The sequence below is a fragment of the Eoetvoesiella caeni genome, from assembly GCF_003315175.1.
GTDB classification, from domain to species: Bacteria; Pseudomonadota; Gammaproteobacteria; order Burkholderiales; family Burkholderiaceae_B; genus Eoetvoesia; species Eoetvoesia caeni.
The window spans coordinates 22,947-45,634 of the sequence record NZ_QNRQ01000007.1; the positions used below are offsets into that span (position 1 = coordinate 22,947).

The following is a 22,688-nucleotide window of genomic DNA, read 5'->3' on the forward strand; positions in this document are numbered from 1 at the left end:
GTGGTCCTGAATCGGCGAGATGATGTCTTGCGAATTCGAATTTAGCGGAATAAACTTTAAATAGAAGCAAGCGTCCCCACGTCGCGAAAGCTCTTAGTCGTTGAGTTCTTCCTTCTACATGCCATGTATTTCGGGGCGCCAAGCCCACCGAAGCCAATCGGCAGTTCGCAGTCATTTAGTCGCCCGACTTTCCAGAATCCAGCCCGGCTCGCAGCAACAACAATAATGCAAGATTGAGACTCAAAGGAGGATTGGTTTTGAAGCTAATTAACTATATAGGCGCTGTCGCATGCGCATTGCTGACCATCTCAGGTGCACAGACCGCACAAGCCGCCGACACATACGACATTGACGTTGTCCTGCCCTTGACGGGGGGCGCAGCTTTTCTTGGAAAGGGCGAGCAACGAGCGCTTGAGCTACTTCAAAAGATGGAGAACGAGAAAGGCGGCATTCATGGCCGCCAGATAAATTTTGTTTTCCATGACGACCAGACCCAGCCCCAGACCGCTGTTCCGCTGTTCAATCAGATCAAGGCGGCAAAGCCTGCCGTGGTATTGGGGTCGGCCATTTCTTCTGTGTGCAACGCGATGGCGCCATTGGTCAAGAGCCGCGGGCCGGTCAATTACTGTTTCTCGCCGTCCCTGTACCCGGAAAGCGGCAGCTATGTGTTCAGTTCAAGCATCTCGACCAAAGCGCTCGCCCAAGGCCTGTTGACGTATTTCGGCGATAAAGGCTGGACAAAAATCGGCTTGTTGACATCCACGGACGCCACAGGGCAAGATGCCTATCGAAACATCCAAGAGCTGATGAAGTCGGGCAAGTACGACAAGCTTTCCATTGTTTCAGAACAGCAATTCAACGCCAAGGACATGAGCGCGTCCGCGCAGATACAACGCATCAAGGGCGCCAATCCCGATGTGGTCATTGCCTGGTCTACCGGCGGTCCTATCGGCACGGTCTTCAAGGCAATCAGGGATGCGGGGCTGGATGTTCCGATTGCCACCACAGACGGCAACATGACTTACGAGCAGATGAAGCAGTATGCCGCGTTTCTGCCAAAAGAACTTTATATTCCCTCGCCTGAATGGCCCAAGTCCGACCTCTTGAAGGTCTCCGATGATGTCGCTGCCAGCAAGAAGGCATTCTTCGACGCCTATGACCAGGCAAACGCCAAGCCCGACGGCCCTTCCACCTTTGCGTGGGATCCTGCTTTGCTGATCATCGAGGCCTTGAAGAAACTGCCGGAAAACGCAACGGCTGAAGACCTTCGCAAGTATCTGGCCAGTTTGCAGGGCTTTGCGGGCATCAACGGAGTGTACGATTTCAAGAAGTTCCCGCAACGAGGCCTGGGGTCGGACAACGTCGTGGTTACGCGCTGGGATCCGAAGGCCGATCACTGGGCGGTCGTAAGCAAAGCAGGCGGTGGGGCGCTCTAGCACAGATCCAATTCACAAAACTTTGTGTGCGCACGGTTCTGAACAATGGCCGAATTTATTCAGATTAGCGTCGATGGGCTAGTAATTGGAACAATTTATGGGCTGATTGCACTGGGGTTCTCGATCGTTTATCGGGTCACCGGCGCAATCAATCTCGCCCAGGGCGGCTTTGTCGTCATAAGCGCGCTGATCGGGTTCTCTCTTACCCAAGTTTTCGGCATGCCGGCCTACGCCGGCTTGCCCTTGGCCGTTATCGTGACGACGGTTGTCGGAACAGCGCTCGGAAGTGTCACCTTCGTGCCCGCGCTGGGCCGGCTGTCCAACTCCAATGTCCTGATGATTACCGTTGGCATCCTGACCATGCTGGAGGGGCTGTCATTTGTCGTATGGGGCAGCCAGCCGTATGCGCCGCCTGTGTTCTCCGGCAAAGTACCGGTTTCAATCGGGAATGTGCACATTCCAACCCAGGACTTCTGGGTGCTTGCCACGGTGGCGGTGGTTTTGGTCGGGCTGTGGTATCTCATCGGCCATACCCGGCTAGGCCGCGCTTTAAGGGCCTGTTCCGAAAACCCCATGGCGGCAAGCTTGGTGGGGGTCAATGTTTCCCGTGTCACGGTGTTGAGCTTTATGCTGGCCACCGCGCTGGCCGCCATTGCCGGGGTGGTCGTCGCACCAACTACGACACTGCAGTTCGATACCGGCCGGCTGTTCACTATTTCGGGCTTTATCGCTGTGGTAATCGGCGGGCTTTCCTCGGCCGGGGGGGCGCTTGTCGGAGGCCTGTTGCTTGGGGTGGCCACGCAGTTGGCTACAGCCTATGTGTCTTCGCTCTTTAGCAGCGCCATTGCGGTGCTTATTCTGCTTGCCGTCCTGGTGTGGAGGCCCGGCGGCCTGATTCGCCCGCGGGTCGCCAGGCGCCAGGACGTGCGCGACGAAAAACGTGTGTCGGGACGCATCTTGCGATTTCCACCCAAGACGGCAATATGGATGTCGGTCATAGGCCTGGCCATTGCCGTGACCGTGCCTTTTTTCGTCGTCTCCAACGGAATAATGAGCAGCCTTACGATAGCCGCGATACAGTTCATTGCGCTGATCGGACTTGACCTTCTGATGGGCTATTGCGGCCAGATCAGTCTGGGACATGCGGGCTTCATGGCAATCGGGGGCTATACCGCGGGCTACCTCGTTGTTAACTTCAATACACCGCCGTTGCTGGCCGTTCTTGCCGGCATGGGGTTGTCGCTGGCATGCGCTTTGATCCTGGCTGTGGTGACGCTGCGTTTGCGCGGGCTGTATCTGGCGCTTGCGACGCTTGCCTTTTCTCTTTTGGTCGACTCATTTGCGGTGGGCTTCATCGACATCACCGGCGGGCCGTCGGGTCTTGTCGGCGTGCCGTCGTTCTCTGTGGCCGGCTTTGACTTTGACACGCCCGTTTCAATGTATTACCTGGCACTGGGCGTGAACGTCGTGGTGTTGCTGCTGCTATTCGGCGGGCTCAGGTCTCGCTTCGGCCGTGCGACCATCGCAATCCGTACCGATCAGTTGGCGGCAACCGCCTTGGGCGTCAATGTCGTCCGCCATAAGCTGGTTGTATTCTCCATCAGCGCCTTGCTGGCATCGCTCAGCGGCAGCCTGTACGCCTTCTCATTCAATTTTCTTTCTCCGGACATGGTCGGCGTGGACAAGTCGTTCGAGCTTGTCTCCATGATGGTCATCGGCGGTGAAGGCACGCTGGTCGGCTCGTTGTTCGGCTGCATTTTGCTGACCCTATTGCCCACGATCTTCCAGCCGCTGGCCTATTACAAAACGCTGGTCAGCGGCCTGTTGCTTATCCTGTGTTTCTTGTATTTGCCGCAAGGCATTTATGGCGCGTTTGCCGAGCGCCTGGTTCGTTGGACGTCTCGGTCCAAGCAGCCGGGCCAGTCCTTTGCGTCCTCGGGGGAGAAGAGCGTATGACAAGTACGGCCCGTTCCATTGCTAGCCAAGGTGCTGGCTGCGTTTTGTCGATGCAAGGGCTCTCCAAGTCGTTTGGCGGCGTCCGGGCTGTGTCTGACGTGACATTCGAGGTGCATGCCGGAAAAATCACTGCACTGATCGGACCGAACGGCGCGGGCAAAACCACGGTGTTCAACCTTATATCAAACATTTTTTCATATGAGGGCGAGGTCTATTTCGAAGGACACAGCATCAAAGGGCGGTCGCCCATTCAAATCGCCCAAATGGGGCTCATCCGCACCTTCCAGTCCGCGCGCGTTTTCCCAGGAATGACGGTGCTTGAAAACGTCCTGGCCGGACGGCACCGCCTGTTGACCGGTTCGCCGTTATCGCAGTTTTTTTGGGGGCCCTCTAGCCGACGGCAAGAGGCCGATTTGCGGCACAGGGCTGAAGGCCTGTTGGATCTCGTTGGCCTGCTCAACGAAAAGGACACCCACGCAATCGATCTGCCCATGGGGGCGCAGAAACTGCTTGAAGTCGTTCGCGCCTTGATGAGCCAGCCGCGCCTGCTTTGCCTGGACGAGCCGGCGGCAGGCCTCAACGATCGCGAAACAGAAGATCTTGCTGTGCTGCTGAGGGCCGTTTGCGAAAGCGGCATTCCGATCCTGCTGGTCGAACATAACATGGGGCTGGTCATGAGCGTCGCCGACCATGTGGTCGTGCTGGATGCCGGCGCCATCATCGGAAGCGGGCCGCCCTCTGAAATTCAGCGCAACGAGAAGGTCATCCAAGCCTATCTCGGACGAGAAAATCATGCCCCTGCTTGAACTGCGTAATGTATCTGCCGGCTATGCCCGCGAAAACGTGTTGCGCGATGTCGACCTGGTCCTTGCCAAAGGAGAGATCGTTACCTTGGTTGGCGCCAACGGTGCCGGCAAATCGACGCTGGTCAGAAGCGTCTCGGGCCTGCTGCACGCACGCCAAGGTGAAATTCTATTCGACGGCAAGCCCATTACAAAACTCTCGCCCGCGGACCGGCTTACGCTGGGCATTGCGCACGTACCGGAAGGCCGGCAAATCTTTCTAGGTATGACCGTGGCCGAAAACCTGCGCCTGGGCGGATACGGCGCGGCAAACAGAAGCAAAGAAAACGAAGCCGCCCGGCTCGACCGGGTGTGCGACCTATTCCCCATTCTGCGCGAGCGCTTCGATCACACCGCCGGAAATTTCTCCGGCGGCCAACAGCAACTGCTGGCCATCGCCCGCGGCCTTATGTCGGCGCCGCGCGTCCTTATACTGGACGAGCCATCATTGGGGGTGGCGCCATTGCTGGTGGCCGAGATTTTCCAGATGATTGAAAGGCTCCGGGACGAAGGGCTTACCATTCTGCTTGCTGAACAGAACGCCCGCCAGGCGTTGGCCATCGCAGACCGTGGATATGTTGTAGAGAACGGACGAGTGACGCTGTCCGGGCGGGCAAAAGATCTTCTGGAGTCCCCGGAGATCGTCGAGAAATACCTTGGCGCCGGGGCAGGCGGGATAAAGCAACTGCCCGAGCGGTCCAAGCCGATGGCCCTGAAGCTGAGTGCGTTGATTCGCGATTAGGGGAGTTGGTACTTTGCTAAAGCAGTCAGGGCTTTGCAATCGCCGTGACCTTCAATCCCTGGAAAACGGTTTTCCCGTGAAGTCGACAGTTACCAGATTGCCGTCAAGTTCGCCCATGCCTGGTGCATTCAATGGCATGCCGGGCGCCGAAACGCCCCTCACGGACGAGTCGGCGAGCAGCTTGTGCACTGCACTGGCCGGCACATGGCCCTCTATGACTTGACCGGTAGCCTCGACCACGCCTGTGTGGCATGAGCCAAGCTGCGCCGGCACCCCAAGCTTCTGCTTCACCGAAGCCATGTCGGCCGTTTTGATGGCGGTAACGTCAAAGCTGGACTCGCGCATATGCTGGACCCAGCCGGAGCAGCAGCCGCAATTGGGGTCCTGGTACACCGTAAGCGCTGTGCCTGCTGCATGTGCGAAGGACGATACAAGAGTAAAGGCAGCCGCGGCCGCCAGCCGTAGTTTCATGAAAGCTTGCTCCAGATAAATATGTAAGTGAATCTTGAAGAGTAGATTCTAATTTAGCAATTTAGTTCAGTCGCCGCCAAGATGGTTTATTTCTACGGTGACATGTACGAGTTCTTCAGCAGTGTCCTTCACCGACTGCTGCTCGGCCGCTTATGCCGCTTGCGCCATCCGTCCGCACTCTTGGGCACACTGGCGGCACACCTGGGCGCAATGCTGGCAGTGGTCCACTTGGTGCTTGGCGCATTCCTCGGCGCAGGCTTGGCACACGTCGGCGCACAGGCGACATAGAGCATGGGCGAACTCGCTGCCCCGAGCCATGTAACTGGCTGCCAGGTGGCAAATTTGTGCGCAGTCCATGTCCAGTTTTATGCAGCGCGCCATGCTTTTGACATCCTGCTCTTGCAGGCATGAAACGGCGCAGTGGTCGCACTGAGTGGCGCAAGCATAACAAGCGTCTATGCACGACTGGAATTTTTCATGAGGCATATTGGTCTCCAACGGTTAAGGACTGGTTGTCGATGGCTTGCGAAGCAAGGCCACTTCCGCAGCCAGCAATTCAAATGCCGAAGACCGTCGCTAAAACGCAAACAAATTGCCGAAAAATACGCTTACACCTTTTAGCATCGCAGAAACGTTTGCAATGTTATGGTCTTTAAGGAAAAGGACGGCGCGCTTGCGTCGTGTTCTCACTTTAATTGAAGACGCCTTTCAAAACTGCTCGGCTCCAGGCAATGTAGGAGCTGGCTACTCCATATAGCAATCCCAATAAGCCAAGTCACCTGGCCAGTTCAGGGGCTTTGTTCTGCGAGTGCGTGTGGTTATGGGCGCCTAGGACCAATGATTGCTAAAAAAACTTTACTAACTTGCATTGAGCCGTTTTATCGCAAAGTTCATAACCGAACCTTTTTAATTGCTGCCGCCAGTTGCGTCGCGGGCAGCTTGCTTGCCTCTTCTGGAGCGTGGGCTGACGAACTCGCCGGCGCAGTGGCGGTTGCGGCGCCAGAGCAGATTACCGCGCTCGATCCCGTTTATCGACAGCCGGAACAAACGCAGCCAGCAGCTACTCAACTGGATTCTGCGGCACCAGAGCCTGTCAAGCCAGGGCCTTCGCTTGGAATCGACCTGGAACAAGTACAGGATTTGGCCTCTATCGTTGATGACGCCCGCAAGCAGGCTCAGGCCGAATACCTTGCGGAGAAGTTGCGCCAATCGCCCCAGACAGTGCAGCGGTATGTAGAGCTTGCATGGAAGGAAGCCAGCCGCCGTGTTGGGCTTGACCCGGAACTGCTGATCGCCATCATTCAAAAAGAAAGCGTTTTTCGGCCTAAAGTGCAAAGCAGCTACGGTGCGCAGGGGCTGATGCAAGTGGTTCGACGCTGGCATCGAGAAAAGCTGCATGCATCCGAGTCGCTGTTTGACCCGGTCGTCAATATTCGCGTGGGCACCGACATACTGGAAGAATATCTGGAATCGGCCGACGGCGATTTGTCGCGGGCCCTGGCCAAGTACTCCGGCAATGCTCGCGGTTATGCAAAGACGGTCATTGACGAGTCCCGCAAGTTGGCGCAAGTTGCCGATACTGCCGCAGCCGAAGTGGCTATCAGTCCTGGGCTATTTGACCCGGCATCGGCGCAACACGCAGGGTAAGGCTTCGCTTGGCGGCGCGTTATAGCTTGCCTCGCCCATTTCCTCGCCAATTATCAAGCAACAAGAAACTGGTCCACGCACCAATCCCATACTGCGCGCGCCGCAGTTCTGGGGGACGGCGAACGCTTGCGGACCAGGAAGTACGCGGGTTCGATTATCTTGGTTGCCTCTGTCACCTGCACCAGTCGGCCAGCCGCCAGATCCGAGTCGACAAAAGCCCGGCACGTCAAAGCAATACCTTGGCCTGCCAAGGCAGCGTCAAGGGCCAGAGCCGTTTGATTGAACTGCGCACCCGCAAGATTGCCGGACGTTCCCAGGAACTGCGGCCAGTGGTTATGCGCGTCATGCAAAAGTGGAAACTTCCGGAGCTGTTCAAAGCTTACCGGGCAAGCCTGCTGATTGATCAGGTGCGGGCTCGCCACAGCGACGAGCTCTTGGCGAAATAGCAGCTTTGCTTCCAAGTTGGCGGGAAACGTTGAACGAGTCAGCCGCACGGCTAAGTCGACTTGATCCCGGTCGAAGTCGGATAGGGCTTCGGTGGCCATGGTACGCAGCTCGATGTCTGGAAGCGCGGCGGAGAACTCGGCCAGCCGCGGGATCAATAGCTTGGCGGCGACTGTGGGGGGCACGCTGATAGTTACCAGCTCGGGCCTGGCAAGTAGCTGGGTTGTTGCTTCCCCAAGCGTATCGAAAGCCCGGGTCACGTTTGCAAGGTAGCTTGCACCCGGCGTCGTCAGTGCAAGACCTCGCGAGAGGCGATGAAACAGCGAAATTCCCAGGTGTTCTTCGAGTGCGCGAACCTGTTGCGCCACTGCCCCTTGCGTCACGCCCAGCTCGTCGGCCGCAACGCGAAAATTCAGGCTGCGGCCGGACGCCTCGAAAGCGCGTAGGGCATTCAATGCGGGCAGTTTGCGGCGGGGAAAAAGCATGCTCAAAGCCTATAGTTTTTCTACATTCTCTCACGTTTATTTATAGCGCGAAATAAACGGCGCTGTTTGAGATAATTTATTTTAATCAAGCACTGGAGATTTATATGTCTGTAGAAAAAGTTGCTATTGTCACGGCCGGTGGATCGGGCATGGGAGCGGCCGCGGCAAGAAGGCTGGCGCACGAGGGTTATCGCATTGCAGTTCTATCCTCATCCGGAAAAGGGGAAGCTCTTGCCAGTGAGCTAGGCGGCATAGGTGTAACAGGCTCGAATCAGTCGAATGACGATGTGCGGCGGCTGGTCGACCTGGCGATGGAAAAATGGGGGCGAATAGATGCGTTGGTCAATTCCGCCGGCCACGGTGCCCGCGCACCGATTCTCGATATTACCGACGAGGATTGGCACAATAGTCTGGAGGTTTATTTCTTGAGCGCCGTGCGCTCCGTCCGATTGGTTACGCCCATCATGCAAGCGCAGGGCGGCGGAGCCATAGTCAACATCTCCACAGCGTGGGCTTTCGAGCCGTCCGAACTGTTCCCGACCTCGACGGTGTTCCGCGCCGGGCTGGCGAATTTCACCAAAATTTTCGCCGACTCCTACGCAGCAAAGAATATACGCATCAATAATGTCCTGCCAGGCTGGATCGACAGCCTGCCCGCCACCAACGAGCGCCGTGACAGCGTGCCAATGGGGCGGTACGGCAAGGCAGAAGAAGTGGCCGCCACGATTGCTTTTCTGCTCTCGGCCGACGCAGGCTACATTACTGGCCAGAATATTCGAGTCGACGGAGGCATTTCGCGCGGGCTGTGAGCTGCGGGGCGGCCTTGCCCCCAGAATTTTGTTACTCAATACAAAAATTTGAAGACAAAAGTTACAAGAAGGACTAAAAGGTGTAGAGCGCTCAGCGAACCTGCGCCGCCTTTCCGCGACATGAAGCGTGAGTAGTGAAATTTGTAGTTTTCGATTGTTGGCAACTCGATAGCTCTGCCTCAAGTCGTCAATGATGGTTCGCGCAAGTCCTACTTCATAAGGATGAATCAAGTGAATTTCTCTATTCAGCGGATTGCGGAACGCCCATTTTCCGTGTCGGTATTGCGCGCCGGCGGCGCCATTGTTCTGGCGCTTGGCTTGGTCGCCTGCAACGAGGACAGCCCTTCGGTTGCCGATGTGACTCCGGTGGCGCCGCCTTCTCAGGTCGTTACCTGCAAGGACTACGACGGCAATGCCGTGCAGGTCAAGCCAAAGACGGTCACCGTTTATAACAACTCCGCGGGCGATACGATTTATCCGGTGGTGGCAACTAGTAAAAATTTGGTGAATGAGTGGATTCAAGGATGCCTGCGTACGGCCGAGCCTTATCCGACCAAGCTCGTTTACAAGTTGTATGTAAACGAGGGCAAGGGCATACCGCCAAATTCTTCGGTGACGGTAACACTTCCGCTGTATAGCGAACTGGCGGCGGGCAGCTATATTACCTGGTGGAATGGCGGGCGTGTTGTGTTGGCCGACCGGAACGACCGGCTGCAGGACGACAAAGAGGACACCAAGCTGGCCACGCCGGACGGAGTCACCTGTCAAGGACAAAATACGGCCTGCACATTAAGCACTTATTCCAGCAATATCCAGTTCCCGGAAAATATATATGCACAATTGTCGGAATATACTTTCGGCGATTCCATCATCCCGGCCGGCCAGTCACTGCGGCTCTTGAAGCCGGAGAACGTCGGATACAATATTTCTTATGTAGACCACGTTTATATGCCCGTGGCTATAGGGCCGAAAAACAACCCATACATCGGCTACAGCGGTTCGGCGCAGCCGCTGGTTGAGTTCAGGAACCTGCTGAAAACATTCTTGAATGCTCCCGCCGTTGGCGAAGGATGGCCTGTCTACAACCTGTATCAGACGAAACTGCCGGGCGGCTACAATATTTTTGCCCAGCGTGACGGCGTCTTGCATGCTACCGACGACGTACCCATCAAGCCGACAGGTGCCAATCCGCCGGTATTGACCGTAATGCAATGCATCAATGGCGGGTGTTCCAACGAGCAAATGAAGACTCTGCGCTATGGCCAGGCGGTTCAGCGCATGCAGAACTTATGGGGATATTGCGCCGGGGGCTGGGACGCCGAAGACATTTCCACGTACGTCAACGAGGATGTAAGTGCAATTTGTCCCGCGGCTTTGACGACCAACCTGACGGCCGTCAAGGATTTCTTCAAGCAAAGCCACCAAAATTACCTGGCCATGTACGCCCGGGGCGAATGCGAAGGCACGACACCCAAAGTGCCGGTATTCAACTACTGGCAAGCCATTACCCACATCTATGGCTGGGTTCCATTTAACGAGGGCTGCGGCGCAGCGGCGAACCCCTTGGCCAAAACGACTATTCCAGGCTGGGATCACGCAGCAATCCAGTCCATGTACATCCACCAATTGCAATATAACCATCAACAAGCAGCGGTCAAGGCGAACCCCAAGCTCTTGTTCAATCCTTATGTTGGATTGATTCATGACGACCTGAAAATGAATGCTTACGGGTTTTCTGTTGACGATGCCGTTGGCTTCATGAGCGAGTTGGGCGATGGGCTGATTTTTGCGGTGGGAGGCACGCAAGGCCTTGAAAATTCAAAGCAATTTAGCTACGCGGACGGCTTTACCCTGATGGTCGGGGTGCCCGCGTCCCTGGATGGCCGTGCGAACAAGCCATTGATCAAAAAGTACGGGGTTTGCGTACTGGGTCAGGATGCCGGCGACATGAACTGCGAAAAGGACAAACAAGATGTCGTCTTGCCGGACAATAGCCAGATTGCAGGGTTCAGAGTCGGCACCGTGGCCAAGTATCCCATTAAAGTGCGCTTCACCGATGTGGACGACAACGTGTATTCCCTTCGTGTCAACGAGCAGTTCCAGACATGTCCCGACGGCATACCGCTGAAGGATTGCCCTCCCAATAAGGCAACGCTAGTCGACAAGACAACTTGCCGGGTCGTCAACAGCAAAGGAGACACGCATGCCAATTCGGAAAAATGGTGTGTCGGCGCCAACCCAAATCAACAAAAGGACGTCCTCGAGCAGCAGTTGACCAAGAATTTCCTGAGCTATCCGCAACCTGTCAATTTTATGTAGTGGTTTCAGGATCAAGCCGCCGCCTTTCTGCTGCGGTTTGACTCCTGGTGCTCGCGCTAGCCGGCGGGGCGATCCGTCCACATGGCAGGGTACTTTCCGCCACGCTGAGTTTCAGCGATAAAAGGCTTGGTACGGTTCCGGCGTCGCCTCCAACAAACAATATAAACTGCCGCGCGCGGTGCAAGCCAGCACATGTTGGTGTGGGTGGACATTTCTTTGCTCTTTGCTGTGTTGCGCCTTGCGTGCAGTGGCATTGATGGCTGATAATCTGGCATCTTGCCCGGAGGAGTATCGCTGGCCAGAAGCGACAAAGTTTGGTGTGGTCACTGAGAAACATCGAGAGGGTTCACATAGTGGCAAGTATGCAGAAGTTGGACGAATCACAGATTATTGCGCAGTTGAAGTACTGCAAGCGTCTGCCTACGCTGCCCGCCGTGGCATTGCAGCTTGTCGAGTTGGCCGAAGACAGCTCGGCCGCGCTGGACGAGTTTGCCAAAGTCATTGCATTCGACCCCGCCCTGGTCGGAAAGCTGATGCGAACGGCCAATTCCTCGTTCTATGGGCTTCGGCGCAAAGTATCGAGCTTGTCTGAGGCCATCGGCTTCATGGGTTTGAATGCCACCATCTCGCTGTCGCTTAGTTTTTCATTGCGCGGCCTGTCTTGCGGGCAGGGCGATGGCGATCTTGACGATACCAATTACTGGAGCCGTTCGCTGCTGACGGCCCTGGCTGCCAGAACCATTGCCATAGAGCTGCGCGAACTCCAGCCTGAAGACTTCTTGTTGGCCGGCTTGATGCAAGATATTGGCGTGCTTGCCATGGCCGCCATGCTCGGAAACCCTTACGTCACGCTTTACAAGAACAGCCCCGACCATGCCAGCCTGCTGGAGTACGAGGCCGCGCGCTACGGCTTTGACCACGTGCGGGCAGGCGAACAACTGCTCAAGCATTGGCGGCTTCCCGCGCATATTCATGAAAGTGTATGGCGCAGCCATGCACCCGCCGACTGTGCGCAAGACCGCCGCACAGAGGATTGCAGCGATGGTATCGGGCGCCTTTCCGCTTGCGTAGCTACCGCAGCCTGCATTGCAGATGCATGGATAGAGGGGGCGTCGGCCGACGCGCTCAACGCGGCCTTCAGAACGGCGCAGTCTTTTTTGGACATAAACGCCGAGCAGTACCAGAATATTATTGCCTCAATGAGAGACGAGATGCCCGCCATGGAGGCGTTGTTTGAGTCTGAACTCGTAGATCCCGCGGTTTTGCAGAGCATCGGCGACAGCGCGCTAGAGCTTCTTACCGTGCGCAATTTGCACCTGTTACAAGCTTCCGCGGTTGCGGACGGACACATCCAGGCTCTTGAGCAGCGTATAGCGACGCTAGAGATGCAGACGCAGCGCGATTCGCTTACCGGCCTTTATAACCGTGACTATCTCGAGCGCAAGCTGGCACAGGAGTTCGATCTCGCGTTGCACAGCCAATCGCCTTTTAGTGTGGTGTTCATTGATATCGACTTGTTCAAGTCTTTCAACGATAGCTTCGGTCACGCAGTGGGTGACCAGGTACTGGCTACTGTTGCGCATCGCATCCTGACCATATCGCGGCAAACCGATACCGTGGCGCGCTACGGCGGTGAAGAGTTCGTTGTTCTGCTTCCTCATACGGATGTGGACGCTGCGCGGGCGATTGTGGAACAGATGCTGAAGAGCGTACGCGAGACGCCCTATTTGATAAGAGGCGATGCGCGCGCCCATATTACGTTCTCGGCGGGCATTGCCGCGCTTTTGCCGGGACGTACCGCCTTTAGTACGCCGGCCGCCTTGATAGACGCGGCTGATAGCGCCCTGTACAAGACAAAAGGGGCCGGGCGCGGGCACATTACTGTGCACGACTCGGGCCTCGCATAGCGAACATTATCGGCCGTGCGTGGCCCCGCGACGCCGCTGTTCAGTAAACCGCGTACGAGCGTTCGCAAGCCTTGTTCAGGTTGTTTTGAATAATGGCTTCGTCGATATGGTTGGTAAATCCGTCACGGCCATCGCCCACCACAAAATCATAGACGCTGGATAAGCCCCAGTCATGGGCGATTTTGCGCCAGTTGTTCAAATCCTGCGCATTGACCACGCCATCCTTATTGCCGTCGCCCGGGCAATCGGGCTCGGAGGCCAGGATTTTGTCCAAAGTGGTCCGTAAACTGTCGCGAACTGCCAGTGTTTCCGCGGTGGGATTCTTGGCCAGCAAATTGCGCTCGCTCGTATCAAGCAAAGGCTCGGGTGCTGCCTGGTTGATTTCATACAGCTCTTCCACGGTATCCGTCTGGAAGCCGTTGGTCGCAGGATTGAAGTTGTAGGTGATATTTCGAACCAGTTTGTAGCGGTCGTTGCGAACAGCCATGGTGGGGTCAGGCAATATGTTGAGCAGATCTTTGCCTTGCCTGTGAAGTTCCTGGTTCACTTCGGCGCACATCTTGTAGCCTGCGCCGCCGTCGCCCCACCACGTGCCATGATTGTCTTCGCACACGCTTTTGGAAGGCGCACTTTGGGTGCAACTGGTGCTGATCACGCATGGTCCGTTCCTAGCGCCGTGAGCCTGTATGTTGCTGCCGCCGATCGTGAAGTTGACCATGCGCAGGCTGGTCTGTTCCGGATTGGTCAGGTAGGGCAGAATGCCTACGGAATCGAGGGTGCGCGGCACCTTTTCATGGACGTCCAGGCCGGCGATTTCGCCAAATAACTGGAAGAGGTCCACGGCATTTACCATGTGTTCGACTTCACGCCCGGGTTGAACGACCTGCGGCCCGGCAATGATCAGCGGGTCCCACACTCCGGTTTGATAGGCGGTTCCTTTGGCCTGGCCGGCTACAAACGGCAATTTGACCGCCGTGCCCAGCGAGCCATTGTCGCCAATGATGGCGATGATGGTGTTCGAAGCCTTGGGGTTATAGACCAGGCTGCCATTGCTGTCGCGTGTGGCCAAGCCTGTTTCGACCATCAAGCGTCCGAACTCGGTGTCCATGGCCTCGGTCATTTTGTTTTGTATCAGCCTGGCGGCTTCCGGCGCACTGCAACTCCAGTCGTCCGATGCGGGGCCGTCATGGGCCAGCAGTGCGCCAGGCGGCTGCTGCCACGGCGTGTGGGCGGAGGTGTAGCTGACCGTTGCCATCCACGGTTTGTTGGCGGAGCGCGATTTAATCCAGTCGATGGCCGAATCGGTCTCGATTTGCGTGCGGTAGATTCTGGCTCTAGGGTCGCTTAACGGGACCTCTTCCGTTTTTTTGCCGTCGAAGATGACGAGGGGCGAGACGTAGTAACCGTTAAGACGTGTGAAGTTCAGTGTGGTTGGCCGTTGGCCGCAAGTCATCTCCGGGACAAAGATGCCGCCCGAGGCCAGGCATTGCAAGCCGGCGGCATCCTGAGTCGGTTCGGTGCGTTCAATGACTTTGCAAGCGCCTTCGGCCTGATAGCAGGCCCCAGTGTCGGCGCCGCCCGCTTGTTTGCTGGGTACGAAGCCGCAGGAATACGTGCCGTCGACTGCAATTCCGCCGGCCGAAGTATCGACCGAACCGGGAAGACCGCCGACCCAGCCATAGAAATAGTCCCAGCCGAGGACGTTGGGCCCTTCGATTCCCGCTTCATTGTTCTCGGGGCCGCCCAGATGATACTTGCCGAACAGACCGCTTTCATAGCCTGCCTGCTTGAGCAGTTTGGGCGTGGTCACGTCATACGGGGTAAGGTGCGAATTGGCAAGATCGCTGGGTCCGAGCGCCTGGTAGATGTTCGTGCGAATGGGGTAGCGGCCCACAAAGAAAGCGGCTCGGCTGGGCGAACATTCGGGCATGGTCCAGGTGTTGCGGAATCGTACCCCCGCGTTGGCAACAGCGTTGATGTTCGGCATGCTTGGCGGTGTCTTCCCACCGTAGCCGAAAACTTTCATTTGGTCGATTCCGACGTCGTCCATGATGACAAACAGGATGTTGGGCGGTCCGGAAGGGTCAAGGCTTGATGCGACGTCGCTATCGCTGCAGGACGTCAGGAAAAACGCTGCCGCACTTGCAGCCAGCAATGTTGGAAGCGTATTGTTCACGGCAGTCTCCCCTGGAGGGCGCGGCGCTGGGGCCGCCCCATGCCAGGCATTAGACGCCAAGAGTTGCAATACGCCGTTTAGCCTAGGCTGATGTTATTAGTATTGAAGCTTCTTAATTTAGCCTAATGGATTATTGGCGGGTTGGCAATGCAGAATGCCAAAATTCGCCAACGTCGCCGAAGTCGCCGCGTTCTTGGCGCTTTGCCGCTTTGGTAGGTATTTTCGGCGTCCTGTACAAACGCTTATCCGCGGTCGTACAGATCTTTGATAGCCACCAGCAGGGTAAGGAACACCACAAGAATGACTACGCCAAAGCCGACCATAACGGCGATTGCCCAAGACGATGAGGCGTCCAGCGATGCAAAGGTGGCGGCGGTGATGACCGCGATGCCTATCGAAGTACCGATGCGCTGGCCGGTCTGCATGATGGCGCCCGAGCTGCCTGCATAATTGAGGGGGACATCGGCCAGGGTCAGCGCCTGGTTCGGACTGATGACAGAACCTTGTGCCAGCCCCACGAACGACAAGGTCAATAGCAGCCACCATATGCTGACAAGACCTTTTTCGTGCAAGAATGCGACCAGTATGCTCAATGCCAGGCCCAGCAGCGCCAACAGCAGGCCGTAGATGACTATTCGCCGGCCATAGCGCATGACCCGCTTGCCGGCCCAGGCGGCGGCATAGGCCGAAAGCAGCGCCGCCGGCACGCCGAACAGCCCCGCTTCGAATGCTGTCTTGCCTGTTCCCATTTGCACATAAAGCGCCACCAGCACCCATACGCTGGTCATGCCCAGGAAATACAGCGTCATGATCAGCGTGCCGTTGGTAAAGCTGGAGACCCGGAAAATATCCAGGTCAACCATGGGGCTGCCGCCCAAACGCGCGTAGCGGCGTTCCCAATAGATCCAGATGTAAGTCAGCGCCAGGCCTGCCGGCAGCAATAGCCAAGTCCAGGCCGAGCTGCGGAATTCCATGAAAGGAAAAAGAAAGGCAAGCACCGTCAGGCCCAGCAGCGTGGAGCCAACCGGGTCCAACGCGCGCACGAGACTGCCGGCTTGGCTCGACGATTGCGTCGCGTTTCCGGCAGCAGTAAAAAGAGGGCGTGGAAACCAGAACAAGCCCAGAAAAATCGTTGCGATTCCGATCGGCACATTGACCAGGAAAGTCAGCCGCCACCCGATCTCGGGCCCGCCGAGATGGATCAGCACCCCTCCGAGCACCGGCCCGATCGCGACCGAAAAACCCACGACCGTACCCAGATAGCCGAATGCCCGCCCGCGCTCCGCGCCACGGAAGTACTGCTGGATCATGCCAATGCCCTGCGGGCTTAACAGTCCTGAACCCAGGCCTTGCAGGAAGCGCGCAACGTTAAGCCACGTCGCGTCGGGGGCGAGCCCGGCAGCGATCGAGGACAGTGTGAAAATGCCGGTTCCGATAAGGAAGAGGCCGCCGCGCCCCATGATGTCGCCCGCGCGTCCGGCGCTGACCAGCACCACGCCAAACATCAACGCGTAGCCCGAAAGCACCCACTGGATGTCCGATTGGGTGGCATGCAACGCATTCTGCATGGAAGGAAGAACGACATTGACGATGCTTACGCCAATAAGCGACATGAATAGCGAGGTCAAGAGAACGATAAGAATCCGCCAGCGCGCCGGATCCGGCGTGAAGCGTTCGTTCTTTCTTGGTTTGGCGGCAACAGGGTCTGCACGTCGATTCATCGCTGCGATTCTAACGTAGGATCCATCCCGGCGGGGACTTTACGAGCCTTCATCTGTTTCGGATGTATCCCGCTGGTTGCGACAACGCGAGCCATGGTCGCGCGGACTGCGAAAGAGTCACTATTTGCCTACATAGCGGGACGCATGCCGCAGGTCGTCCAGCCATTTGGCAAATGCCGCCTCCCGCTCTTGCGGAGGGCCTCGTAGCAGGGCGGAGGGATGCAGCGTTATCAATACCCTCAAGCCGTCGGTCCGCTTGATCCAGTTGCCGCGTTCGCGCATTACGCCGACGGGCCTGTCCACCAGTGCCCGCGCGGCTATCGCCCCCAGCGCTACGATTGCCGCGGGTCGCACTACATCGAGTTCTCGATCCAGCCACTGTAAACAGGCTTCGATCTCTTGCTGGGCCGGACTTTTATGCATGCGTCGCTTGCCTCGGAGTTCGAACTTGAAATGTTTCACCGCGTTGGTCACGTAAATGGAATCGCGAGGCCATCCCAGCTCTTGCATTGCCTTGTCCAGCAAGTGGCCGGAAGGGCCGACGAAGGGATGGCCGGCCAGATCCTCGCGGTCGCCCGGCTGCTCGCCCACCAACATAAGCCTGGCCGCGGCCGGGCCTTCCCCGAAGACCGCCTGAGTTGCGTTCTCGCCGATGGGGCAATCGCGGCACAGCTGCGCACCCTCGCGCAGTTGCGCGATGCCGGCGTCGGGCGGAATACGGTCGGATGCACGTTCGGAACTAGCGATGTCAGCCATGAGCTTTCCCTCGAAGAGGAGGGAAGGCAGCAATTTGCGTACCGAGCCAGCGCAGGGTGAATAAAGCGGCTTCAACTCTTGATCGGGTTAAACGACTGGTGTAGTTTCGTGTTCCGTGACTGGCTGTCGGCCCGCAAACCTGTGCCAGCTCGTGGCTGTGGACGCCGCACCGGGCCGAATGGTAATTTGGCCGATGTGTCAGGAAATATAAAGGAGACTAGGCATGAGAATTGGGTTCGTAGGCTTGGGCAGGATGGGCATGGCGATGACAGCCCGATTGCGTGCGGCGGGTTTTGCCTTGACGGCCTGGAATCGCACGGCCCGAGAGGTTCCAGAGGATCTGGCAGTCGTCGATTCGCTGCGGGAGCTGGTAAATGAAAGCGATGTGGTGTTCAGCATGCTGATTGACGATGCGGCCACGATGGAAGTGCACGAGACGATGTTTGGGGGCGAGGTCTCCGGCAAATTATTCGTTGAGATGGGGACCATGCGTCTGGATACTGTGGCGCGCCTGGCGGAAATGGCGAATGCTCGCGCTGCGCGCTTTATCGACGCGCCAGTCGTCGGAACGGTGGCGCCAGCGCTTCAGGGCAAGTTGATGACGCTGGTGGGGGGCGATGCAGACATCGTCGACATGCTGACCCCTATGTTGAGCGCATTTTCGCGTCGTATTGTGCATTGCGGACCGGTCGGCGCCGGCATGGCCATGAAGCACTGCGTCAATACTGTGATGAGTGTTTATTTCGCAGGGCTGGCCGAAGCGGTTGGCGCAGGTGCGGCGGCCGGCCTGTCATTGGATCAAATGCTGGATGTCGTCCTGGATACGCCTGCGGCGCTGCCGGCGTTGGCGCCCAAGGTGGATGTCATCAAAGGGGCGGAGCTGCCGGTCGCGTTCAGCGTTGCGGGGGCATGCAAGGATATGCGCGTCATTGCCGCCAGCGGCCGCACCAATGGCGTTCCCATGCCGGTAACCGAGAGCGCATTGGCCTCGTTCACCGAAGTGGCAAACAACGGCATGGCTGATAGGGACCTGGCCGTAGTGGTGCAACGTTACTTACGTTAGACAAGGCCAGAGCGTTTGCAATGCAAATGCATTGCATTGGTAATTCAATTGCATTATTATGCAAGATGACCTACCTTTTTCCAGAATTCCATGTCCTCCACTTTTGAAATCGAGTCCACCCTAACCGATCGCTATCAGACCACGGTGCCAGAGTCGGTACGCCGCGCCTTGCGGCTGGAAAAGCGTGACAAGATCCACTACACAATCCGCCCTGACGGCGAAGTGGTGCTCACTCGGGCCGAAGCCGTTGATGGCGACGATCTAGTGTTGGGTCAATTCTTGAACTTCCTGGCTCGCGATATTGCCAGCCACCCTGAGCGCTTGCGGGCTATGGATGCCAACTTTGTCCAGCGCCTTCAGTCATTGGCCGGGAGCATAGACGTGGATCTAGATGCTGCGCTGTCGGCTGACGATGAATGAATGCCAAGAAATCGGCTCCTTTAGTCATTCATGGCTGGACGATTTTTGTTCATCCCTTGTTCTTTGCCCAGATTGAAGCGCTGGCCCGGCAGGTCGAGTTTTTCAAGCAAAAGGATCCACACGGATATGTAAAGAAGAACGCAAGTAAGCGATTGGCGGCCATTATGAAATTGGCGTTCGAGGTCATACCGCAAGATCCGGCACGGCCCGAGTACCGCCAAGGAGGCACGCTAGGCGCAGGGCACAAACACTGGTTTCGGGCAAAATTTTTCCAGCAATATCGACTGTTCTTTCGTTATCACGCGGCAAGCCAAGTGATTGTCTTCGCGTGGGTCAATGATGAGGACACCAGGCGCGCATTCGAAAATGGCGATGACGCTTATCGGGTGTTCAGCAAGATGTTGGAAAGCGGCCACCCGCCAGACGACTGGAAGCAATTGCTGGATGAGGCCCGGGCTGAGGGACAACGTCTGCAGCAGTTCATCGCTGGGATCGCGCCATAGCCGCCTGCTGCGCCCGGCTACAACGACGCAGTCGCGGGCGATTGGGGTCAGAGTGTGCGATGCCGTTAGCGACGCAGGCTTTCAAATATCAAGCACAATTTTCCCGAAGTGCTTTCCGCTGGCTTGATACTGAAAGGCAGCAACGATTTCTTCCAACGGAAAATGCCGATCGATCACCGGCCGCAGACCTGTTGTTTCGATGGCGCGAACAAAGTCCTGCTGTTGGCGGCGGCTGCCGACCAGCATGGCTTGCAGGCGCACTTGCCTGGACAGCGCCTGGCCCAGCGGCAACTGGCTGGTCCTGCCGCTAAGCACGCCTATCACGGCAATCTGTCCGCCCACACGAGTGGCGACAATGGATTGCGCCAGCGTTGCGGGACCACCGACTTCGATGACATGGTCGACGCCGCGGTTATCGGTCAAGCGGCGGACCGTCTTTTCCCATTCAGGATCGTCGCGGTAGTTGATGACTGCATCGGCGCCCAGCGTCTTCAGCTTGTCCAGTTTTGCTGTGCTGGATGAGGTGGCAATGACCCGCGCGCCCGCAAGCTTGGCCAGTTGCAGCGCAAAAATGGAGACGCCGCCCGTGCCTTGAACCAGGACGGTTTCGCCGGATTTCAGGCGGCCATATTCGAACAGGGCGCGCCAGGCAGTGAGTCCGGCGGTAGTAAGCGTTGCGGCCTCGGCGTGGCTATAGCCGCGCGGGGTGTGCGTGAACGCTGTGGCGGGCAAGGTCACTTGTTCGCGCGCAAAGCCGTCTATGCCATCCCCTGGTGTGCGGCCAAAGCCGGCCTGCAGCGGCTCGCCGTCCAGCCAGTCGGGGAAGAAGGTGCTGACGACATGGTCGCCGACATTGAATTCTTCGACACCCGCGCCCACGGCGGTTACTTCGCCCGCGCCGTCGGACATGGGAATGCGCTGCTCATTGGGCGGCATGGCCCCGCTTACCACGCCCAGGTCGTGGTAGTTCAGTGAACTGGCACGAATGCGCACGGTGATTTCGCCAGCGCCGGGCGCTTTGGGTTGGCTGGTGCCCACCGTTACGTTATCGAAGCCGCCACCGGCCTGAACGTAAATTGTCTTGATGCTCATTGAAAACTCCATAAAACCCTGACGTGGGCGGGGAGGCAAGTGGCCCAAGCGGCAGAGTGCAAAGGGTTCGGAGTCCCGTCATTTGTGGCCCGGGATAGTGTCAAATATCCGTTAAAGGGAGACAGGATGTCCAAAGGGGGACAGGATATTCTACAGCGCGATCATTGACGATACGCGCATCGAGCGCGCCAAGGCGCCAGGATATCGGCCCGAGCCATTAACCACGCGACGTTTATGGCTTCGATAGTTTAAATCAATCAACTTTTCCGCTAGATAGCTTATATTGTTGTGAGGGCGAAGCCAATGAATTACTGGTCTTCGAAATCTTTACCCAACACGAGGAACACCCATGAGCGATTCAAGCAAAAAGCCGACGACAGGTTCAACCACAGGCGCTGGTGCGCCCGCGGTCAGCGACCGTAATTCCCTTACCGCCGGTGCGAATGGGCCTGTGCTGCTGCACGATGTCCATTTTCTTGAGCAGATGGCTCACTTCAACCGCGAAAAAGTGCCCGAGCGCCAGCCGCACGCCAAGGGCGCGGGCGCTTTCGGCGAATTCGAGACTACCGAGGATGTGTCGGCCTATACCAAGGCAGCACTGTTCCAGAAAGGCTCCAAAACGGAAATGCTGGCGCGGTTTTCCACAGTTGCGGGCGAGTCGGGCAGCCCCGATACCTGGCGCGACGTGCGTGGCTTTTCGTTGAAGTTCTATACCGACGAAGGCAACTACGACTTGGTCGGCAACAACACGCCGGTCTTTTTTGTGCGCGACCCGATGAAGTTTCCGCATTTCATACGCAGCCAGAAGCGCCTGCCCGATTCCGGCCTGCGCGACAACCATATGCAATGGGATTTTTGGACCAATAATCCCGAATCCGCCCACCAAGTTACGTACGTGATGGGCGAGCGCGGCCTGCCGCGCACATGGCGTCATATGAACGGCTACGGTTCCCATACCTATATGTGGATCAACGCGGCCGGTGAAAAATTTTGGGTGAAGTACCACTTTCATACAGCGCAGGGCATGAAGTTCTTCAGTAATGCGGACGCTGCCGAAATGGCGGGGCTGGATGCGGACTTCCACCGCCGGGACCTGTTCGAGGCCATTCAGCGCGGCGAGCATCCCAAGTGGACATTGTCGGTTCAAGTCATGCCTTACGCCCAGGCAAAGAACTATCGCTTCAACCCGTTTGATCTTACCAAGACCTGGTCGCACAAGGATTATCCGCTGATCAAGGTGGGTACCATGACGCTTAACCGCAATCCCGAAAATTTTTTCGCACAGATCGAACAGGCGGCGTTTTCGCCGGGCAACACCGTGCCGGGTATCGGCTTGTCGCCCGACAAGATGCTGCTTGGCCGCGCCTTTGCCTACAACGATGCGCAACGCAATCGCATTGGCACCAATTTCCATCAACTACCGGTGAACCGGCCGAAGGTGCCCGTCAATACCTATATGTTCGACGGCCAAATGGCTTACGAACACAGCGGCAACGCGCCTGTTTATGCCACCAACAGCGGCGGCCGCAGCTGGGCCGACGGTACCGGCAAGGCGGAAGATGGCTGGGAAATGGACGGCGACATGGTGCGCGACGCCTACACGCTGCATCCGGACGATGATGACTTCGGTCAGCCCGGCACACTGGTGCGGGAGGTCTTCAACGACGACCAGCGCGCCAAGCTTGTCGAGCAGGTTGCGGGCAGCTTGCTTGGCGGCGTGCGCAGTCCGGTGCTGGAACGGGCTTTCGACTATTGGAAGAGCATCGACGCCGACGTGGGCCGCCGCATCGAGGAAAAGGTTCGTGCCGGCAAAGGTATGGAGCCGGCCGCGGGCATGGGCGAAGCTTAAGCCTGGTCCAGGGTCGATTTCCGCGAAAATCCTTGCGGGAATCGGCTTGC

19 protein-coding genes are annotated in these 22,688 nt (G+C 57.4%); 12 read left to right on the forward strand and 7 right to left on the reverse strand.

The genetic code is table 11. From position 1 onward, the window contains the following. Positions 1-257: 257 nt before the first annotated feature. Genes DFR37_RS13415 through DFR37_RS13430 form a run of 4 tightly spaced genes read left to right on the forward strand, consistent with a single transcriptional unit; the run spans position 258 to position 4,976 of the window. On the forward strand, positions 258-1,436 hold the full coding sequence (locus DFR37_RS13415; protein WP_170139917.1) for an ABC transporter substrate-binding protein: 1,179 nt from the start codon (positions 258-260) through the stop codon (positions 1,434-1,436). A gap of 45 nt (positions 1,437-1,481) precedes the next feature. Beyond that, a complete protein-coding gene (locus DFR37_RS13420) occupies positions 1,482-3,392 on the forward strand; it encodes an ABC transporter permease (RefSeq protein WP_113933831.1) in 1,911 nt (636 codons plus the stop codon). Beyond that, the gene (locus DFR37_RS13425; RefSeq protein ID WP_113933832.1) at positions 3,389-4,198 is read left to right on the forward strand and encodes an ABC transporter ATP-binding protein; all 810 of its coding nucleotides are present in this window, start codon (positions 3,389-3,391) and stop codon (positions 4,196-4,198) included. The genes DFR37_RS13420 and DFR37_RS13425 overlap by 4 nt, the downstream gene beginning before the upstream one ends. Continuing rightward, the gene (locus tag DFR37_RS13430) at positions 4,182-4,976 is read left to right on the forward strand and encodes an ABC transporter ATP-binding protein (RefSeq protein WP_379881447.1); all 795 of its coding nucleotides are present in this window, start codon (positions 4,182-4,184) and stop codon (positions 4,974-4,976) included. Before DFR37_RS13425 ends, DFR37_RS13430 begins: the two co-directional genes overlap by 17 nt. 51 nt (positions 4,977-5,027) lie before the next feature. On the opposite strand, the gene DFR37_RS13435 is transcribed toward DFR37_RS13430, so the two are convergent. Both DFR37_RS13435 and DFR37_RS13440 read right to left on the reverse strand, forming a co-directional pair. Beyond that, positions 5,028-5,447: a DUF411 domain-containing protein gene (locus tag DFR37_RS13435; RefSeq protein ID WP_113933834.1), complete on the reverse strand. Its 420-nt coding sequence runs from the start codon at positions 5,445-5,447 to the stop codon at positions 5,028-5,030. 150 nt (positions 5,448-5,597) lie between these two features. After that, a complete protein-coding gene (locus tag DFR37_RS13440) occupies positions 5,598-5,933 on the reverse strand; it encodes a four-helix bundle copper-binding protein (protein WP_113933835.1) in 336 nt (111 codons plus the stop codon). 453 nt (positions 5,934-6,386) lie between these two features. Between DFR37_RS13440 and DFR37_RS13445 the strand changes: the two genes are divergently transcribed. Next, on the forward strand, positions 6,387-7,094 hold the full coding sequence (locus DFR37_RS13445; protein ID WP_242341853.1) for a lytic transglycosylase domain-containing protein: 708 nt from the start codon (positions 6,387-6,389) through the stop codon (positions 7,092-7,094). Positions 7,095-7,147: 53 nt separating this feature from the next. On the opposite strand, the gene DFR37_RS13450 is transcribed toward DFR37_RS13445, so the two are convergent. Continuing rightward, a complete protein-coding gene (locus DFR37_RS13450) occupies positions 7,148-8,023 on the reverse strand; it encodes a LysR substrate-binding domain-containing protein (RefSeq protein ID WP_113933837.1) in 876 nt (291 codons plus the stop codon). Positions 8,024-8,127: 104 nt separating this feature from the next. On the opposite strand from DFR37_RS13450, the gene DFR37_RS13455 reads away from it, so the two are divergent. The 3 genes from DFR37_RS13455 to DFR37_RS13465 all read left to right on the forward strand — a co-directional run bounded on the left by DFR37_RS13455 (position 8,128) and on the right by DFR37_RS13465 (position 13,058). After that, entirely contained in the window at positions 8,128-8,832 is a 705-nt protein-coding gene (locus tag DFR37_RS13455) for an SDR family oxidoreductase (RefSeq protein WP_113933838.1), read from the forward strand. 231 nt (positions 8,833-9,063) lie between these two features. Continuing rightward, positions 9,064-11,151: a hypothetical protein gene (locus DFR37_RS13460; protein WP_180148077.1), complete on the forward strand. Its 2,088-nt coding sequence runs from the start codon at positions 9,064-9,066 to the stop codon at positions 11,149-11,151. A gap of 362 nt (positions 11,152-11,513) precedes the next feature. After that, positions 11,514-13,058: a sensor domain-containing diguanylate cyclase gene (locus tag DFR37_RS13465; protein WP_113933839.1), complete on the forward strand. Its 1,545-nt coding sequence runs from the start codon at positions 11,514-11,516 to the stop codon at positions 13,056-13,058. A 40-nt stretch (positions 13,059-13,098) separates the two neighbouring features. Here DFR37_RS13465 and DFR37_RS13470 read toward each other — a convergent pair whose 3' ends face one another. The 3 genes from DFR37_RS13470 to DFR37_RS13480 form a co-directional block, all read right to left on the reverse strand. Continuing rightward, positions 13,099-15,234: a sulfatase-like hydrolase/transferase gene (locus tag DFR37_RS13470; protein WP_113933840.1), complete on the reverse strand. Its 2,136-nt coding sequence runs from the start codon at positions 15,232-15,234 to the stop codon at positions 13,099-13,101. 242 nt (positions 15,235-15,476) lie between these two features. Further along, positions 15,477-16,955, reverse strand: coding sequence for an MFS transporter (locus DFR37_RS13475; protein ID WP_113933841.1), 1,479 nt, complete (start codon positions 16,953-16,955; stop codon positions 15,477-15,479). A 120-nt stretch (positions 16,956-17,075) separates the two neighbouring features. Beyond that, complete coding sequence (locus DFR37_RS13480; protein WP_113933842.1) at positions 17,076-17,711, reverse strand: UdgX family uracil-DNA binding protein; 636 nt, start codon at positions 17,709-17,711, stop codon at positions 17,076-17,078. 223 nt (positions 17,712-17,934) lie between these two features. Between DFR37_RS13480 and DFR37_RS13485 the strand changes: the two genes are divergently transcribed. From DFR37_RS13485 to DFR37_RS13495, 3 genes are all read left to right on the forward strand, one after another. Then, a complete protein-coding gene (locus tag DFR37_RS13485) occupies positions 17,935-18,774 on the forward strand; it encodes an NAD(P)-dependent oxidoreductase (protein WP_113933843.1) in 840 nt (279 codons plus the stop codon). Between the two features lie 90 nt (positions 18,775-18,864). Then, positions 18,865-19,194 carry a type II toxin-antitoxin system PrlF family antitoxin gene (locus DFR37_RS13490; protein ID WP_113933844.1) on the forward strand — a complete coding sequence of 110 codons (330 nt, stop codon included), beginning with the start codon at positions 18,865-18,867 and terminating at the stop codon, positions 19,192-19,194. Then, positions 19,191-19,697, forward strand: a complete 507-nt coding sequence (locus DFR37_RS13495; RefSeq protein ID WP_113933845.1) for a type II toxin-antitoxin system YhaV family toxin — start codon at positions 19,191-19,193, stop codon at positions 19,695-19,697. Before DFR37_RS13490 ends, DFR37_RS13495 begins: the two co-directional genes overlap by 4 nt. Before the next feature lie 81 nt (positions 19,698-19,778). On the opposite strand, the gene DFR37_RS13500 is transcribed toward DFR37_RS13495, so the two are convergent. Then, on the reverse strand, positions 19,779-20,789 hold the full coding sequence (locus tag DFR37_RS13500) for a zinc-dependent alcohol dehydrogenase family protein (protein WP_113933846.1): 1,011 nt from the start codon (positions 20,787-20,789) through the stop codon (positions 19,779-19,781). A gap of 349 nt (positions 20,790-21,138) precedes the next feature. Between DFR37_RS13500 and DFR37_RS13505 the strand changes: the two genes are divergently transcribed. Beyond that, positions 21,139-22,638 carry a catalase gene (locus DFR37_RS13505; protein WP_113933847.1) on the forward strand — a complete coding sequence of 500 codons (1,500 nt, stop codon included), beginning with the start codon at positions 21,139-21,141 and terminating at the stop codon, positions 22,636-22,638. The last annotated feature ends 50 nt before the right edge of the window (positions 22,639-22,688 follow it).